Annotated in this window: 13 protein-coding genes; 8 read left to right on the forward strand and 5 right to left on the reverse strand. The window is 72.5% G+C overall.

Annotated elements, in window-relative coordinates:
* Window positions 1–79: 79 nt before the first annotated feature.
* From SM418_RS29345 to SM418_RS29360, 4 genes are all read right to left on the reverse strand, one after another.
* Window positions 80–2,956 carry a M36 family metallopeptidase gene (locus SM418_RS29345; RefSeq protein WP_371944296.1) on the reverse strand — a complete coding sequence of 959 codons (2,877 nt, stop codon included), beginning with the start codon at window positions 2,954–2,956 and terminating at the stop codon, window positions 80–82.
* A gap of 332 nt (window positions 2,957–3,288) precedes the next feature.
* Complete coding sequence (locus tag SM418_RS29350) at window positions 3,289–4,518, reverse strand: acyl-CoA dehydrogenase family protein (RefSeq protein WP_371944295.1); 1,230 nt, start codon at window positions 4,516–4,518, stop codon at window positions 3,289–3,291.
* 118 nt (window positions 4,519–4,636) lie between these two features.
* Complete coding sequence (locus SM418_RS29355) at window positions 4,637–5,620, reverse strand: glucosyl-3-phosphoglycerate synthase (RefSeq protein ID WP_371944294.1); 984 nt, start codon at window positions 5,618–5,620, stop codon at window positions 4,637–4,639.
* A 139-nt stretch (window positions 5,621–5,759) separates the two neighbouring features.
* A complete protein-coding gene (locus SM418_RS29360; RefSeq protein WP_371944293.1) occupies window positions 5,760–7,196 on the reverse strand; it encodes a helix-turn-helix domain-containing protein in 1,437 nt (478 codons plus the stop codon).
* 149 nt (window positions 7,197–7,345) lie between these two features.
* On the opposite strand from SM418_RS29360, the gene aceA reads away from it, so the two are divergent.
* The 5 genes from aceA to SM418_RS29385 all read left to right on the forward strand — a co-directional run bounded on the left by aceA (window position 7,346) and on the right by SM418_RS29385 (window position 13,082).
* On the forward strand, window positions 7,346–8,629 hold the full coding sequence (gene aceA, locus SM418_RS29365; RefSeq protein ID WP_371944292.1) for an isocitrate lyase: 1,284 nt from the start codon (window positions 7,346–7,348) through the stop codon (window positions 8,627–8,629).
* A gap of 208 nt (window positions 8,630–8,837) precedes the next feature.
* A complete protein-coding gene (locus tag SM418_RS29370) occupies window positions 8,838–10,346 on the forward strand; it encodes a M1 family metallopeptidase (RefSeq protein ID WP_371944291.1) in 1,509 nt (502 codons plus the stop codon).
* Between the two features lie 146 nt (window positions 10,347–10,492).
* The gene (locus SM418_RS29375) at window positions 10,493–11,281 is read left to right on the forward strand and encodes an ABC transporter permease (RefSeq protein WP_371944290.1); all 789 of its coding nucleotides are present in this window, start codon (window positions 10,493–10,495) and stop codon (window positions 11,279–11,281) included.
* On the forward strand, window positions 11,274–12,092 hold the full coding sequence (locus tag SM418_RS29380; protein WP_371944289.1) for an ABC transporter permease: 819 nt from the start codon (window positions 11,274–11,276) through the stop codon (window positions 12,090–12,092). Before SM418_RS29375 ends, SM418_RS29380 begins: the two co-directional genes overlap by 8 nt.
* A gap of 12 nt (window positions 12,093–12,104) precedes the next feature.
* Window positions 12,105–13,082 carry an ABC transporter ATP-binding protein gene (locus SM418_RS29385; RefSeq protein ID WP_371944346.1) on the forward strand — a complete coding sequence of 326 codons (978 nt, stop codon included), beginning with the start codon at window positions 12,105–12,107 and terminating at the stop codon, window positions 13,080–13,082.
* Between the two features lie 63 nt (window positions 13,083–13,145).
* Here the strand turns inward: SM418_RS29385 and SM418_RS29390 are convergent, their stop codons facing one another.
* Window positions 13,146–13,643: a hypothetical protein gene (locus tag SM418_RS29390; protein ID WP_371944288.1), complete on the reverse strand. Its 498-nt coding sequence runs from the start codon at window positions 13,641–13,643 to the stop codon at window positions 13,146–13,148.
* Window positions 13,644–13,942: 299 nt separating this feature from the next.
* Between SM418_RS29390 and SM418_RS29395 the strand changes: the two genes are divergently transcribed.
* From SM418_RS29395 to SM418_RS29405, 3 genes are all read left to right on the forward strand, one after another.
* Window positions 13,943–15,970, forward strand: a complete 2,028-nt coding sequence (locus SM418_RS29395; protein WP_371944287.1) for a DUF6077 domain-containing protein — start codon at window positions 13,943–13,945, stop codon at window positions 15,968–15,970.
* Between the two features lie 111 nt (window positions 15,971–16,081).
* The gene (locus tag SM418_RS29400) at window positions 16,082–16,756 is read left to right on the forward strand and encodes a hypothetical protein (protein WP_371944286.1); all 675 of its coding nucleotides are present in this window, start codon (window positions 16,082–16,084) and stop codon (window positions 16,754–16,756) included.
* A gap of 5 nt (window positions 16,757–16,761) precedes the next feature.
* Window positions 16,762–17,493, forward strand: coding sequence for an MSCRAMM family adhesin (locus tag SM418_RS29405; RefSeq protein ID WP_371944285.1), 732 nt, complete (start codon window positions 16,762–16,764; stop codon window positions 17,491–17,493).
* Window positions 17,494–17,505: the final 12 nt, after the last annotated feature.

Here is a 17,505-nt window from a genome sequence, read left to right on the forward strand (position 1 = left end):
GAACTCCGCGCAGGCCAGCCGGTACAAGCCGCTGCGATCGCCCTCTCCTTCCCACCGGCCGCGCCGGCTCGCGCGGGGCCTACCGGGCGAACGCCTGGAGTTCGGCCGCGCGGACGACGCCCGCCAGCGGGGCGTTGCCGCCGCAGTCGGTGCCGGAGCGGGGGTCGGCGTCCTGCTCGCCCGCGTACGCCGGCGCGCCGGTGCACTGGCTGGAGACCACCTGCAGCCGCAGGTGCGTCGCCTCGGTGCCCCGCAGGTCGAACGAGCGCAGGGTGATGTCGGGCGCCGTCGGCCGCGGCCGGTCCGCCGGGAAGGCGTCGGCCGGGCTCGTGTAGACGGTGCGGTACCCCGCGTCCTGCGAGCAGTCGGCCCTGGTGGCGTCGCAGGCCAGCAGCCGGAAGGCGCGCAGCGCCGTGAACCGGTTCTGCGACGAGCCCGCGCCCTCCGGATCACCGGCCACCGACGGGCGCAGCATCGCGCTCACCTGCACGCGGCCGATCCTGACCGGGCGGTCGCCGGCCAGGTCGACGGTCACCTGGCGTCCCGCGACCGGGGCCTGCACCGACTGCCAGTTCGTCGCCTCGGTCTCGTCCAGCAGCGCCGGCTGGGAGACGCCGTCACCCGCGGCCGTCGCACCGTTGGCGGCAGCCGCCTCGTTGCGGGACATCGCGACAGGCAGCGTCCGCTGGGACGAGCCGATCGCGGCGGTGAACCGCCTGTGGCCGAGGCCCTCGCCCACCGCGACGAAGGAGTAGCGGCCGGGCGCGATCGCGAAGGTCGCGCCGAGCGGAGTGGCCGGGTCGGTGTCGGCGACCGGGACGGCCCGCGCCTCGTAGTCGCCGACGTAGAGCCGGACCTTGCCGCCCTTCGCGTCACCGGCGGGCTGCAGCGTCACCTCGGCGTCGCGTGACATCGGCGAGGCGAAGCTCGGCCGCGGGTCGGCGTCGCCGGGTCCGTTGCTGGCCGCGTCCTCTCCCAGTCCGTGCTGGGCGAAGACCTTCCACATCATGGCGTGGTCCTTGCCGCCGAAGCGGATGGTGTCGGCGGCGAGAAGAGCGTTGCGGTGGTCCACGTAGCTGACCGCCCCGGTGGCCATGAGCAGCAGCGCGTCGAACGACAGCTGCGCCCAGCGCCGGTTGCCGGGGCACTCGTCGACCGGCACCGCACCGTCCGCGCACTTGCGCTGGAGGGAGGCGCTGCCCGCGCCGTACCGTCCGACGAACGCCTGCCGCAGATCGAACTGGGTGGCGCTCCAGATCTCGCCGTCGGCGTGGACCTGGGTGCCGACCAGGTCGTAGCCGAGGTCGCCGTAGTTGAGCGGGCTCCGGCTCATGTCGTAGTTGCGGATCCCGGAGCGCGGCTCGCCCGTGACGTACGCGCCGGTGACGTACGGCGTCCGGCCGGGCGCGCGGAACCCGTGCTCGTTGAGGTACTCCATCGCGAACAGGTCGGAGGTGCTCTCGTTCATGGCACCGGCCTGCGGCCCGCTCCACCCGGCGTCCGGCCCGCCGATCATGCGGCCGGAGATGGCGTGGGAGTACTCGTGCCCGATGACGCTCATGTCGAAGTCGCCGTCGACGCAGGGCGGGTAGAACGCGCCCGCGATCGGCTGCCACAGGTACATGTTGCTGACGGCGGGCGTGCCGTCGGGCGGCGTGATCTGGTTCGCGTTGTCGCGGATGCTCGCGATCCTCGCCCCGGCCTGCGCGTTCCCCTGCTCGGGGTCGCCGCCCAGCCCGCCGCGGTCGCCGTTGCCGGCCTGCATGTTCCACGCCGACTCGGTGAAGCCGAGCCGGTAGGACCAGTCGTGCATGCGGTTGTGCTGGACGAACAGGTTCGAGATGGCCGCCTCGACGTCCGCCTCCTGCGGGCTGTCCAGCGTCGCCGGGTCGCACCTGCTCTCGAACCACTGGTTGGCCCAGGGGTAGTCGTACACGCGGTCCGGCTTCGGCGCCCCGCTGCGGGTGCCGACCGAGAAGGGGTCGCCGCTCGCCCGGTTCTCGTGGGTGCGGGCGGCGTTCCCCAGGCTGGTCGTGGTCGGGGCGCCGGTCGCCGGGTCGACGTCCCAGGGCCGTCCGGTGGACGGATCGCCGCCGGCGACGTACTGGCAGCCCGGCGCGGGCGCGAAGCACCACGTCCGCCTGGTGTCGCGGGACGAGTAGTCGCCGGACGGGGTCGCCGGGAACACCGACCAGCGCGGGTCGTCGCTGTCGTGGTCGACGAGGTTCTCCCGCACGAGGACCGACCCGGTACGGGCGTCGACGTGGGAGGTGACGGCCTTGGGCTCGCTCCCGGCGGCGTCGATCAGCGTGACCTGGTAGGCGCTGCGGACGCCCTCGGCGGTGGGGACCGCCACGAGCCGCGCCTTGCGGGTCGTGCGGTCCGAGACGGTGATGCCCGCGTCCCGTCCGGCCGCGGCCACCGCCTCCTTCTCCGACAGCGTCGCCGGGGCCGGGGCGGCGTCGTCGCGGGCGAGCGTCGAGGTGACCGAGACGACCTCGTTCTCGCGGACGCCGACCGCGACGAGACCGTCGTGGCCGGCGGGCAGGTCGCCGAAACGCTGGCGCAGCAGCACGGCCGCGCCCTTCCCGATGGGGTTGACCCCGACCTTCTCCAGGGCGGCGACGGCCGCGGCGTCCAGGCCGAACAGGTCCCGGTGACCGGCGAGGTAGGCGCGGGCGGCCTTCTCCGGATCGGCGGGCAGGCCGCCCGCCAGGGGTTCCGCGTCCGTCACCGTCGCGGGCGTGCCGAGCCTGTTCCAGCGCACGGCCACCCCGCGGGCGGCGTCCTGCTGGCGCGTCGTGGGGGCCAGCCGGCCGGTACGGGCATCCTTGTCCGGCAGTTCGGGATGGTCGCCGGGTGGCTGAGAGCGCGGCGGCGGGGGCGCGGCCCGTCCGGGGACTGCGAGGCCGGCGGTGAGGAGCGTCCCCGTGGCCGCGAGGGCGGTCACGGTCATCCAGCGTGTCCTGGGCACCATTGCCTCCTGGAGGCGGGCGGACGGCCCGCACTCGGGGATCGGCCGGGTGATCAACCGGCCGATCTAGAGACAAGCAGCGCACCAGAGGCACAACTATGGCGAGTTACAACATTTAGGACATGCCCTCCGCGGGCGGTCTTCGCCCTTGACAGCGCCCGTTCTCCATGGGCGCCATGTCCCGCGGCCCGGAACCGGCCCCGCGTCGGCGATTCCGGGCCCCGGCGGACGGTGGCCGTCGTCGGCCACTCGGCCACCGCCCGGTTGCCGGGCGGTGGCCGAGTGGCCGGGCGAGGCGGTGCCGGGCGGGAGCGTCAGCGGATGGGCAGTCCGGTGACGGTGCGGCCGATGACGAGGCGCTGGATCTCCGAGGTGCCCTCGAAGATCGTGAAGATCTTGGAGTCGCGGTGCATGCGCTCGACCGGGTACTCGCGGGTGTAGCCGTTGCCGCCGAGGATCTGGATGGCCTCCTCGGTGACGTACACCGACATCTCGCTGGCCATGAGCTTGGCCATCGAGCCCTCGGCGTTCTCGAAGTCCTTGCCGGTGCGCGCCATCCAGGCGGCCCGCCACACCATGAGGCGCGCGGCGTCCAGGCGGGTCTTCATGTCGGCGAGCTTGAAGGCGATGGCCTGGAAGTCGCCGATCTTCCTGCCGAACTGCTCGCGCTCCTGCGCGTACTGGAGGGCGTAGTCGTAGGCGGCGCGGCCCACGCCGAGGGCCATGGCGCCGACGGACGGGCGGGTCGTCTCGAACGTCTTCAGCGCGGCCTGGCCCTTGGAGCTCTTGCCCTCGCGGGTCCGCGCGATGCGCTCGTCGAACCTCTCCTTGCCGCCGACGATCAGGTGGGACGGGACGCGCACGTCGTCGAGGACGACCTCGGCGGTGTGGGAGGCGCGGATGCCGTGCTTCTTGAACTTCTGCCCCTGCCTCAGGCCGGGGGTGTTCGGCGGGACGATGAAGCTGGCCTGGCCGCGGCTGCCGAGTTCGGGGTACACCGACGCCACGATCACGTGGACGTCGGCGATGCCGCCGTTGGTCGCCCAGGTCTTGGTGCCGTTCAGCACCCACTCGTCCTTGGCCTCGTCGAAGACGGCGCGGGTGCGGATCGAGCCGACGTCGCTGCCGGCGTCGGGCTCGGAGGCGCAGAACGCGCCCAGCTTGATGTCGTCGGGGCTGCCGAACATCTGCGGGACCCACTCGGCGACCTGCTCGGGGGTGCCCACGGCGGCGACGGACGCGGCGGCGAGGCCGGTGCCCACGATGGACAGCGCGATGCCCGCGTCGCCCCAGAACAGCTCCTCGAACGCCACCGGAATGCCGAGGCCGGTCGGCTCCAGCCACTGGGTGGCGAAGAAGTCCAGGGAGTAGATGCCGACCTTGGACGCCTCCTGGATCAGCGGCCAGGGGGTCTCCTCGCGCTCGTCCCACTCCTCGGCGGCGGGGCGGATGACGTCCTTGGCGAACTCGTGCACCCAGTCCCTGACCTCGCGAACGTCCTCGCTGGGCTCCAGCGAGAACGGCGTCTGATCCGCGCTCGTCATGATTATTCAACCCCTTCTCCAATATGGCTGTTACCAACGGTAGCACCAATCGGAGTTACCGCGGGTAACACCGACATCCCGGCGACGACCGCGACCGGGGTCATCGGCGCGCAGGCGGCTACCTGCGGCCGGGGGTGAAGGAGCGGGCGGCGGCGTAGCCGGGCACCTCGATCATCGGCGGGCGCTCCCCCACGGCCACGTCGGTGGTGCGGGCGTCGTGTCCGTCCGCGGCGCGGTGGAACCGGGTCAGCGCGGTGGACGGCGCTTCGAGCGGCACCATCCGGCCGTGCCGCTCCAGCCGCGACCAGGCGGTGATCATGATCTGCCCCGCCATCGCGCCGAGCGCCTCGGTGGACTGGTGCGCGTGCACCCGGCGACCGAGGTCGACCTGCGCGATCGCGTCGAGCCCGGCGTCCTGGTAGACGTCCAGCAGCAGGCCGAGCTCCACGCCGTAGCCGGTGACGAACGGCAGCCGCTCCAGCAGCGCGCGACGCCCCGCGTACTCCCCGCCGAGCGGCTGCATGACCCCGGCGAGCAGCGGCCAGTGCATGTTGATCAGCGGGCGCGCGACCAGCTCGGTGACCCGGCCGCCGCCGCCCTCGACGCGGCGCTCGCCCTCCACCAGCGGACGGTCGTAGCAGCCCTTGACGTAGCCGACGGACGGGTCGGTCAGCAGCGGCCCGAGCAGCCCCGTGACGTAGGACGAGGTGAACTCGCGCAGGTCGGCGTCCACGAACACGAGCAGGTCGCCGGACGTCGCGTACAGCGACTTCCACAGCGCCTCGCCCTTGCCGGACATGCGGCCGTGCCGGGGCAGGACGGCGTCCTGCGCGACCACCTCGGCGCCCGCGGCGGCGGCGACGGCGGCGGTCCGGTCGGCCGAGCGCGAGTCGACCACGAGGATCTCGTCCACCAGCGGGACCCGCTCGACGAGGTCGGTCCGGATCGCCGCGACGATCGCGCCGACCGTGGCCTCCTCGTCCCGCGCCGGCAGCACGACGCTGACCCTGGTGTCGCCCTTGGCGGCGAGCAGGAGGCGCGGCGGCCAGTCCTCCGCCGTGCTCGTGCGGCGGGCCAACCACGACGCGACCTCGGGCAGCACGCGCTCTCCCTCCCCTCTGGGCCGTCCCGGCAGGACGCCCCCTCACCTACAGGGAACGCCAGATCCTCCCAGATCATTCACTGCCGGGACGGGAGGGAACGAACCGACCCGAAGAGTTGACGCGGCCGCAACACACCGGTCATTCGGCGGCGTGCTTGTCCAGGAACGCGTAGACGTCGGCCTCGTCCACCCCGGGGAACGCGCCGGGCGGCAGGACGGACAGGACGTGCGAGTGCGCGCGCGCAGACGGCCAGGCCATGCCCTCCCACCGGTCCGACAGCTCCTTCGGGGGGCGCTGGCAGCAGTCGCCGTCCGGGCAGGCCGACTTGACCCGCCGGGTCGTCTCCCGGCCGCGGAACCAGCGCGAGTCCTCGAACCGGACGCCCAGCGTGATCGCGAAGTCGCGCTCGTGGCTCGGATCGATGTGCGACAGGCACCAGTACGTCCCCTGGGGGGTGTCGGTGTACTGGTAGTAGACGGAGAAGCGGTCCGCGGCGCCGAACACGTGCCGCCCGGCCCACTCCCGGCACATCCGCTGGCCCTCGATCGCGCCGTCCTCGTCCTGCGGGAAGGCCAGGCCGTCGTTGGCGTACGCCTTGTAGATGGTGCCGTTCTCGTCGTTCTTGGTGAAGTGCAGTTGGAGATCCAGGTGGTGGGTCGCCATGTTGGTGAAGCGGTGCGCGGCCATCTCGTAGGAGACGGAGAAGACGTCCGCAAGATCCTCCACGGACAGCTCCCGCGCCGCCTTGGCCTCCTGCAGGAACGGGACGACGCTGCGCTCGGGCATCAGGATCGCCGCGCCGAAGTAGTTGGCCTCGACGCGCTGGCGGAGGAAGTCGGCGAAGTCGCGCGGCTGGTCGTGGTCGAGCGCGATGTGCCCGAGCGTCTGCAGCAGGATCGTCCGCGGCGTGTGCATGCCGAGCTGCTCGCGCTCCAGGTAGATCCGCCGGTTGCGGAGGTCGGTGACGGACCGGACCGAGCGCGGCAGGTCCTGGACGTACTGGAGGCTGAACCCGAAGTGGCCGACCAGCGTCATCAGCAGGCCCTGCGAGACCGCGCCGCGCCGGTAGCCGACGGAGTCGAGGGTCTGGGAGGCGACGCGCTCGATCTCGGCGAAGTGGTTGCCGCGCTCGTGCATCTGGCGGCGCAGCTCGGCGTTGGCCTTGCGCGCCTCCTCGGGGCTCGCGGTCGGCTTGGTGCGGCTGCGTTTCAGCTCCCCGTACAGGGCGAGAATGTGCTCTATGACCTCGTTCGGCATCCGCTTGCCGACCTTGAGATAGGAGAGCCCGAGCGTCCGGTACAGCGGGTCGCGCTGGGCCTCCTCCAACTGGATCTCCAGCTGCGCGCGGCGGCTCGGCGGCTGGCGCCGCAGCAGCTCCTCCACCGGGCACTCCAGCGCGGTGGCGAGGGCCTGCAGCAGCGACAGCTTGGGCTCGCGCCGGCCGTTCTCCAGCAGGGAGAGCTGGGACGGGGCTCGGCCGACGCGCTCGCCGAGCTCCGACAGCGTCAGGCCGCGGCCGCGGCGCAGATGACGGAGCCGCTGCCCGAAGGTGACGAGATCTACGTCACTCGTCAAGTTGAGGGGTTCTTCTGGTCGCAAGGTCGTCACCGCTTCATCGTAGCGGAAATTTCGCAGTTCTTTCGTTACTCGCGAGTTCATTTTGGGGTTGCTACCTGGGCATAGTCGTAGCAAGCACCCAGGGGACGACACGGAAGGGTTGGACGATGAGCGATAGTCGCCTCAAGGGCGCAGCCGAGGAGCTGCAGCGACAGTGGGAGACCGACGAGCGCTGGAAGGGCGTCGAGCGGACCTACACGGCCGAGGACGTCGTGAGGATCCGCGGTTCGGTCCAGGAGGAGCACACCCTCGCGCGCCTCGGCGCCGAGCGGCTGTGGAACCTCCTGCAGGAGGAGGACTACGTCCACTCCCTCGGCGCGCTGACCGGGCTGCAGGCCGTCCAGCAGGTCAAGGCCGGCCTCAAGGCCATCTACCTGTCCGGCTGGCAGGTCGCCGCCGACGCCAACCTGGCGGGCCAGACCTACCCGGACCAGAGCATCTACCCGGCGAACTCGGTCCCGGCCGTGGTCCGCCGGATCAACAACGCGCTGCTGCGCGCCGACCAGGTCCAGTGGGCCGAGGGCGAGGGCGACACCCACTTCCTCGCCCCGATCGTGGCCGACGCCGAGGCCGGCTTCGGCGGCGTGCTGAACGCCTTCGAGCTGATGAAGGGCATGATCGCCGCGGGCGCCGCGGGCGTGCACTGGGAGGACCAGCTGGCCTCCGAGAAGAAGTGCGGCCACCTCGGCGGCAAGGTCCTCATCCCGACCTCGCAGCACATCAAGACCCTCAACACCGCCCGTCTCGCCGCGGACATCTCCGGCGTGTCATCTCTGATCATCGCGCGGACCGACGCCGAGGCCGCGACCCTGATCACGACGGACGTCGACGAGCGCGACCGCGAGTTCATCACCGGCGAGCGCACCGCCGAGGGCTTCTACCGGGTCCGCAACGGCATCGAGCCCTGCATCGCCCGCGCCAAGGCCTACGCGCCGTACTCCGACCTCATCTGGATGGAGACCGGCACCCCGGACCTGGAGCAGGCCCGCAAGTTCGCCGAGGCCGTCAAGGCCGAGTACCCGGACCAGATGCTGGCCTACAACTGCTCGCCGTCCTTCAACTGGAAGGCGCACCTGGACGACGCGACCATCGCCAAGTTCCAGCGCGAGCTCGGCCACATGGGCTTCAAGTTCCAGTTCATCACCCTGGCCGGCTTCCACGCGCTCAACTACGGCATGTTCGACCTGGCCCACGGCTACGCCCGCGAGGGCATGACCGCCTACGTCGACCTGCAGGAGCGCGAGTTCGCTGCGGCCGAGAAGGGCTTCACCGCGGTCAAGCACCAGCGCGAGGCCGGCACCGGCTACTTCGACCTGGTGAGCACCGCGATCGCGCCCGACTCGTCCACCACGGCGCTGAAGGGCTCCACGGAGGAGGGTCAGTTCCACTGATCCGCCCCGGCCGGCAGCGCCGCCGGCCCCACCTTCCGGTCTGATCCCCCCTAGGCCCCGAAGGCCCCCGCGTCCTACACCCGCGGGGGCCTTACGGTGTGCGCGGCACCCCTGCCCACCCGGCCACATGCGGCAACGGACCTCGACAACGCCGGATAATCGGCGCATCGTGAGCGCGCTAGTTGATCACTCGCAGAGAGGATCTCTGATGGCGCGTCACCCTCGGTCCGTCCGGTCCCGGGCGATACCCGGCCGGATGCTCCCGATCGCCGTCGCCGCCGTGAGCGTCGTCGCGTTCGCGCCCGCCGCCTCCGCGGACGGCCACGGACGCTTCGCCCCCGGCGCACAGGGAGTCGGCGACCCCTACTTCCCGCTGGAGGGCAACGGCGGCTACGACGTCCGGCACTACTCGCTGGACCTGAGCTACGACCCCGACCACGACCAGCTCGACGGCACCGTGACCATCACCGCCCGGGCCACGCAGAACCTCTCCCGGTTCGACCTGGACCTGTCCGGCATGGACGTGCGGCGGATCCGGGTCGACCAGCGCACCGCCCGCTACACCCGGGAGGGCCAGGAGCTGATCATCACGCCGCGCGAGGGCCTGCGGAAGGGGTCGGTCTTCCGGACGGTCGTCGAGTACGGCGGCGTCCCGCAGACCATCGTCGGCTCGCCCATCGTGTTCGGCTCCCCCTACGGGTTCCTGCACACGCCCGACGGCGCGTTCGTCGGCGGCGAGCCGAACGGCGCCAGCACGTGGTTCCCGGTGAACGACCACCCGAGCGACAAGGCGACCTACGACTACACCGTCACGGTGCCGGAGGGCCTGACGGCCGTCGCCAACGGCCGCCTCGCGAGCCACCGCTCCGCCACCGCGTCGTTCGGCCGCCGTGGCGCGCAGACCCGCGCCGAGGTCTTCCGATGGCACGAGGACAGCCCGATGGCGAGCTACCTCACCACGATCGACATCGGCAAGTGGGACGTCAAGCAGGGCCTCACACCGGGCGGCGTCCCGAACTACACGGCCGTCGATCCCGTGCTCCTCGCGAACCAGCCCGACGCGGTGGACTTCTTCTTCGGTACCACCAGCGAGGTCACGGACCTGTGGTCGAAGACCTTCGGCCGCTACCCGTTCGCCAGCACCGGCGCGATCGCAGACGACGCCCAGTTCGACGGGCAGCCGCTCGGGTTCTCGCTGGAGACGCAGAGCAAGCCCGTCTACTCGGCGGTGCGCAGCACCGGGACGATCGTGCACGAGCTGGCGCACCAGTGGTACGGCGACGCGGTCTCGCCGGCGCAGTGGAAGGACGTCTGGCTGAACGAGAGCTTCGCCACCTGGGCCGCCTGGTACTACACCGAGCTCCACGGAGGCCGGAGCGCCCACGACGCGGCCCGCGCCGCCTACGCCGCCCGCCCGTTCCCCGACCGTGAGGGGCGGCCGTTCTGGTCGGTGCTGACGGCCGACCCGCAGCGGGACACGATGTTCAACGACCGCGTCTACAACGGCGGCGGCATGATGCTGCAGTTCCTCCGGGAGAGGATGGGCGACGACGCCTTCCTCACCCTGCTGCGGTCCTGGTACGCCCGGCACAAGTACGGCAACGCCAGGACCGACCAGTTCACCTCACTCGCGCAGCAGATCGCCGGCCAGGACCTGAGCACCTTCTTCACCGACTGGCTCTACTCGCCCGTCAAGCCCGAAATCCCGCAGGACTGACATCGGGACCGGACTGACATAGCCAGTACACGGAGTCGGTAAACGGGGGCGGTACACGGAACCGGGCCCCGGCGCGATCGGCCGGGGCTCCGTTCTGTGGCGAATTACGTGGTGATTGGCGGAAGGTGTCCTTAGGCTCTCCGCAAGTGGGCGTTCTTCCGTGGGTGTGGTGGTACGGCTTCCGTCGGCACACCGCGTATCCGCTCGGCTCGCTGGCCGAGTCCCTGACCAACACCATGTTCGGGTTCATGCGCGCCTACGTCTTGCTGGCCCTGTGGCAGGTCAAGCCGTCCCTCGGCGGGTACGACGCCACGGACGCCGTCACGTTCTGCTTCATCACCCAGGCGCTGATCGGGCCGGTGCAGGTCTTCGGCGGGATGGAGCTCACCGAGCGCATCCGCAACGGCGACGTGGCGATCGACCTGTACCGGCCGGTGGGGCTGCAGGGCTGGTGGCTGGCCGACGACCTCGGCCGCGCGGCCGGCGCGCTGGCGCTGCGCGCGGTTCCGCCGCTGCTGGCCGGCGCCCTGGTCTTCCCGTTCCGCGCGCCCGCCCCGGCGCACCTCGCGGCGTTCGCGCTGGCGTTCGTCCTCGCCGTGACGGTGAGCTTCGGGCTGCGGTACCTGGTGGCGCTCGGGATGTTCTGGCTGCACGACGACCGCGGGCTGAGCGGCGTCACGCTCGTGATGTCGCTGTTCTTCTCCGGGATGATCCTGCCGCTCGTCGTCTTCCCCGGGCGGCTCGGCACCGTCGCGCAGGCGCTGCCGTGGGCGGCGCAGATCCAGGTGCCGGCCGACGTGTTCCTCGGCCGGCACAGCGGCCCCGGGCTCCTCGGCGCTCTGGCGTTCCAGGCGCTGTGGGCCGTGCTCCTGCTCGGGGCGGGGGCGCTGCTGACGCGGGCCGCCAGGCGGAAGCTGGTGGTGCACGGTGGCTGAACCCGCGGTGGCCGGCGCGGTCCGCGTGTACGGGCTGCTCGCCTGGACGTGGATACGGGCGGCGGCGCAGTACCCGGTGTCGATGGTGCTGCTGGCCCTGACGACGGCGTTCGTCACCGGGCTGGACGTCGCCGCGATCGTGCTGCTGTTCGCGCACGCCCCGCGCATCGCCGGCTTCACGGCGCCCGAGGTCCTGTTCCTGTACGGGACGGCCTCGCTGGCGTTCGGGTTATCCGACATCGCGCTCGGCACCACCGAGCGGCTCGGGGAGCACGTGCGGCGCGGGACGCTGGACGCGATGCTGGTGCGGCCGGTGAGCCCGCTCGTCCAGGTCGCGACGGAGGAGTTCTCGCCCCGGCGGTTCGGCAAGCTCGTCCCGGCGGTCCTCGTCCTCGGGTACGCGCTGGCCGCCGTGGACGTGCCGTGGACGCCGGGCCGGGTCGCGATGGTCCCGGTCATGGTCCTGGCGGGGACGGCGATCTTCGGCGGGCTGTGGGTGCTGGCGGGCGCGGTGCAGTTCCTGCTGGTCGACAGCCATGGCGCGAGCAAGTCGATGACCTACGGCGGCGCGTTCCTCACCCAGTACCCGATGACCATGTTCGCCCGCGACTTCGTGCGCGGGGTGACGTTCGTCGTGCCGCTGGCGTTCGTCAACTGGCAGCCCGCCCTGTACGTCCTGGACCGTCCCGACCCGCTCGGGCTGCCCGCCGCGGCGCGGTTCGCGTCCCCGGCGGTCGCCGTGCTCATGTGCGTGCTGGGCGGGCTGGCATGGCGGGCGGGGCTGCGGCACTACCGATCGACAGGGAGCTGATGCCGGGTGCCGATGATCGAGGCCGTGGACGTGGCCAAGTCGTTCACCGTCCGGGCGCGCTCGGGCGGCCTGCGCCGGACCCGCACGACCGTGCGCGCGGTGGACGGGGTGACGTTCGCCGTCGAGCAGGGCGAGTTCGTCGGGTACCTCGGGCCGAACGGGGCCGGCAAGTCCACGACGATCAAGATGCTGACCGGGATCCTCACCGCCTCGTCCGGCCGGCTGCGGGTCTGCGGGCTGGACCCGTCGCGACGGCGCACCACGCTCGCGCGCAGGCTCGGGGTGGTGTTCGGCCAGCGGACCACCCTCTGGTGGGACCTGCCGCTGCGCGACAGCCTGGCCCTCGTCCGGCGGCTGTACCGGGTGGAGGCGGCGGCGCACCGGGCGCGGCTCGCCGAGCTGACCGCGCTGCTGGAGCTGGAGCCGTTCCTGGACACCCCGGTCCGGCAGCTCAGCCTCGGCCAGCGGATGCGCGGCGACCTCGCCGCCGCCCTGCTGCACGACCCCGAACTCCTCGTGCTGGACGAGCCGACGATCGGGCTGGACGTGGTGAGCAAGGCGACCGTCCGCGACTTCCTGGAACGCATCAACGCCGAGCGCGGCACCACGATCCTGCTGACCACGCACGACCTCGGAGACATCGAGCGGCTCTGCCGCCGCGTGATGATCATCGACCATGGGCGGCTCGCCTACGACGGCGGGCTGGACGCGCTGCGCCGCACCGTGGACGCCGACCGGCAGCTGGTCGTCGAGCTGGCCCGGCCGGGCCCGCCGATCAGGCTGGCCGGGATCGAGGCCGAGCGGGTGGAGGGGCCGCGGCAGTGGCTGCGGCTGCCGCGCTCGGCGAACGCGGCGGCGGTCATCGCCGAGCTGGCGCGCGTCCACGAGGTCCGCGACATCGCGCTGCGGGAGTCGGGGATCGAGGAGGTCCTCGCCGGCCTCTACCGGGGCGACCACGCGTACCTGCGCTCCCGCCCCGTGGCGCCGTAGCGGAGCGCCGCCGGGACGCTCCTCGCGCCGACCGGCGTGCCCGGCCGTCAGCGCATCCGGCCGTCAGCGCATCCGGTCGCGTGCCCGGCCGTCCCGCTCCATGGCGGAGTAGAACTCCATGTCGGCGGCGTCCTCGTCGCGGCGGGAGCTCCAGCGGCGCGGCGCCCACGTCGGCATCAGCAGGGCGAGCCCCATCATCGCGTACAGGCCGGAGCCGAGCAGCATGCGCAGCCCGGAGTCCATGTCGCCCGCCGGCGGCACCTCGCCGGGCAGGTCGAGGACGCGGCCGGGGTCGACCAGGAACCAGCCGGTGAAGCCGAGCAGTGCCAGCGCGGGCACGAGCGAGACCAGCGGCGACGCCCACCGCGCGACGATGATCACGCCCATCACCAGGCCCACGGCGGCGAGCAGGGCGAACGCGCCGTAGATGCGGGTGCGGTCGGTGATCTCCTGCCCGGCGCCGTCGAAGGACTGGCCGGCCTGCACGTACCCCCAGGCCGCGCCGTAGAGCAGCGCGGGCGTCAGCAGGACGCCGAGGAGGAAGCCGAACGCGTGGCGCACCGCGCATCACATCCATTCGAACGCGCCCGCCACTGGGCGCACAGAAGTCGGATAGCGCCCCAATCACAACACGAGAATCGGGTATAGCGCAGTAGATCCGCACTAATTCCCTCGGGTTGGCGATCTTGATCGCGCCATCTCGGCGTGGCGTGTCAACTCCGGGGCCCGGTGAGGCGTCGCATATTCAAACAAGATCATTCGAGGGCACCGCGCCCCGGCCGCTCCCGGTCCCCCGCCGGCAAGGGCGCTTCGGCGATGGGCGCGCCCGCGTACAGAAGGGGGACCGGATGGTCCAGCTCATGGACCGCACGGCAGTCTCGCGCGGCGGGGAGCCGGAAGGCACCCGGACGACACGGCTGGTGGACGGCGTCACCGACGGGATCGTCCTGTCGTTCGCCGTCTGGACCGTGCTCTATCACCTCGGCCTGCTGATCCGGCCGCACACCTCGGTGCTGCTGGCGGTGTGGCTGCTCGGCTGCGGCGCGCTCGCCGCGCTGTATGCCGCCCGCCGCGGCTGGTGGGCCACGCCGTCGCCGGACCGGCCGGGCCCCGGGAACCGGCCGATCCCGCGCGTGCCGGCCGCGGTCGCGATCGTGGCGGGCATCGCGGCGGGAACGTGCGCGGGCCTGCACGAATCCGGCGTCCCCTGGTGGTGCGCGTGGGCGCCGGGGATCGTCAGCGCCGCCGCGGCCGCCGCCGTGCTCCGGCGCCGGACGGGGGCGCCGGAACCCGCCGCCGGCGACGGACACGCCGCGCAGGCGCCGGACGCCGGCCGGGACGAGACCCGCTGGGGCACGCCGCTGGCGCTGCTGACCGGCGCCGGGTTCGCCGTCGCCTCGCTGTTCATCGTGAACTCCGACGGCGACGACGCCTACTTCGTCTCGCGCTCGGTGGCCACGGCGGCGAGCGGCGAGATCCCGGTCAAGGACGTGATCTTCACCCCGGGGACGTCGGGCCCGATCGCGGGCGAGCCGCCGGTGTCCTCCATCGAGGTCCTCGCCGGGGCCATCGCCCGGCTGTTCGGGATCCCCGCGGCGTCCTTCGTCTGGTACGTGTTCCTGCCGCCGGCCGTGTTCCTGGCGATCTGGGCGCTGTGGCGGCTCGTCCGCGCCTGGGCGCCGCGCCGCGCGACCGCGTGCTTCGTCGTCGGGGCGGCCTACCTGCTGTGGACGGGGACGAGCGCGGCGTCGCTCGGTTCCTTCCATCTCCTGCGCATGTGGCAGGGCAAGGCCGTGCTGGTGTCGGTGCTGGTTCCGCTGATCTTCGTCTACCTGACCCGGTGGGCCGAGCGGCGCTCCCGCGCGGACCTCGCGCTGCTCGCCGCCGCCGGGGTGGCCGCGGTCGGGCTCACCTCGTCCGCCGCGTTCGTCGTGCCGCTGGTGGCGGGGGCAGCGGCCGCCGCGCTCGCCGCCGCCGGGCGCGTCCGGGCCGCCGCGGGCGCGTGCGCGGCGATGGCCTATCCGGTCGGCAGCGGTCTCGTGGTCGTGCTGTTCCACAAGGACACGAGCGTGGTCGGAACAATCCACGACGCGCCCGGCAGCTGGCGGTGGGTCCTGCTCCAGTCGACCCTGGGCGTGATCGCGGGATGCGCGCTCTGGCTCGCGCCCTGGACGGCCCGCCGTGGCGTCCCCGCGCTGATCCTCACGGGTGTCGCGGCCATCCTGACGGTGCTGCTCCTCCCCGGCGTGCTGGAGGCGACCGCGCACCTGTCGGGAGCCGGCCAGGTGCTCTGGCGGACGATGTGGCTCGTGCCCGCGCCGGCCCTGATCGGGTTGCTCGCGGCGGTGCGCGTCCCCGTACCCGGCCGGGCGGGCCCGTGGCGCGCCCTCCTGGCCGGCGTCCCCGCCGCGGTCCTCGTCGCGGCGTTCGTGGTGGGCGGCACTCCGGTGTGGTCGAGCGCGAACGGGTCCGTCGTCACGTCCCGCCCGTCGTGGAAGGTCTCGGCGGTCGCCGTCGGCACGACCCGGAGCGTGGTGGGGCTCGTGAAGCCGGGCTCCCTCGTCCTGATGCCGACCGCCTACATGCGGACGGTGCCGCTGCTGACCGTCCGGACGCAAGCGGTGAACCCGAACGGCCACTACCTGCGACTGCTGCCCGTCTCCGCCCAGGTCATCGGCGACCGGCAGGCGCTCACCGAAGCCGTCCGCCTGCCGTACGGCGAGAAGCCGGATCAGGCCGCGGTCACGGCGGCGCTGCGGCGCACCGGCGTGGACGTGGCGTGCGGATGGCGCCGGGACGCGCGGGGGCTGGCGCTGCTCCGGAACGCCGGATTCGGCGGTGAACGGCGGGTCGGGCGGCTGCTCTGCCTCTTCCCGCCGGGGGCCTGATTTCGCTCCTCCTCACCGGCCCGGCGATTGACCGTTTCTTGGTGGTTCGTTTTGAACGCCATTGACCGGGAATCGCCGGGTCATTCAATCCGACGCACGTTGGAGGAGACAATGTCGACCGCCATATGGGTCGTCATCGCGGTAGCCGTCATCGCCGTTCTCGTCGCGGCCGGGTACCTGGCTCAGTCCAGGGCCCGGACGCAACGGCTGAGGCGGCGGTTCGGCCCCGAGTACGACCGGGCCGTGCGGAGCGAGGGCGGCCGCGCCGCCGCGGAGCGCGAGCTGCGCTCCCGCGAGCGGCGCCACGAGGAGCTGGAACTGCGCGACCTCGACCCGCGCAAACGCGAGCAGTACCAGGAGCAGTGGGTGCGGGTTCAGGAGCGCTTCGTCGACAGCCCGGAGGCGGCGGTCGAGGAGGCCGACCGCCTCGTCACGGTCGTGATGGGCGAGCGCGGCTATCCGACGGACAAGTTCGAGGACAAGGTCGCCCACCTCTCGGTCGAGCACGGCCGCACGATGGACCACTACCGGCGCGCCCACACGATCAGCGGGAAGACCGCGTCCGGGCAGGCGTCCACCGAGGACCTGCGGCAGGCCATGGTGCACTACCGCGCCCTGTTCGAGGAACTGCTGGCCGCGCCCGGCGGGGAGCGGACCGGCCGCCACGCGGCGCAGGATCCCGCCCGCGAAGCGCCCGCCGAGGCGCCCCCCGCCGCTACTGGCACCGGTGCGGCGGGCACCGGTGCGGCGGCCGGACGCCGCGACGACGAGACCCCGAGGAGGTGACCCCCATGGAGCACAGCCGACGCGATGAGCGCGGACCGCGCCCCGGCGGGGCCGGTGACACGCACGTCGCCGGCCCGGCGCCGGAGCCTCCGGGGATGGACGCGCCGGACCCCGTCCCGGACACGTCTCCGGACCCGATGCCGATGCCGGGGGCAGGCCCGGGTACGGCCCCGCAGGCCGGGGACCGTGACAAGGCCCGGGACCGGGACGAGCCCTTGAACCAGAACGAGCCCTTGGACCAGAACGAGCCCTTGAACCAGGGCGGGTCCTTGAACCAGGAAGAGACCTTGGACCAGGACGAGACCTTGACCCCGCACGAGACCTTGGACCAGGGTGCGCCCTTGAACACGCACGACACCATCACCCGGGACGAGACCATGACCCGGGACGAGACCATGACCCGGGGCGAGACCGGGGCCGGGTCGCCGTCCCCCGCGCACGCCGGAACCCGGGCCCACGGCGCCGTTCCGAGCCGCCTGTTCGACCCGGCCGAGACCGAGCGGTTCCGGGAGCGCTGGCGCGAGGTGCAGTCGGCGTTCGTCGACGATCCGGGCGACTCCGTGCGCAAGGCCGACGAGCTGGCCTCCGAGGCGATCGACGCCCTCAAGGAGGCGATCGCCGCCCAGCGGCGGACGCTGTCGAACGAGCCGGAGAGCGGCGGCCAAGGCGACACCGAGCGGCTCCGCCTGGCGCTGCGCGGCTACCGCGATCTCCTGGAGCGCATCTACACCTCGTGACAGCCGGTCAGG

The organism is Actinomadura chokoriensis, from assembly GCF_041463665.1.
Taxonomy (GTDB): Bacteria; Actinomycetota; Actinomycetes; order Streptosporangiales; family Streptosporangiaceae; genus Spirillospora; species Spirillospora chokoriensis_A.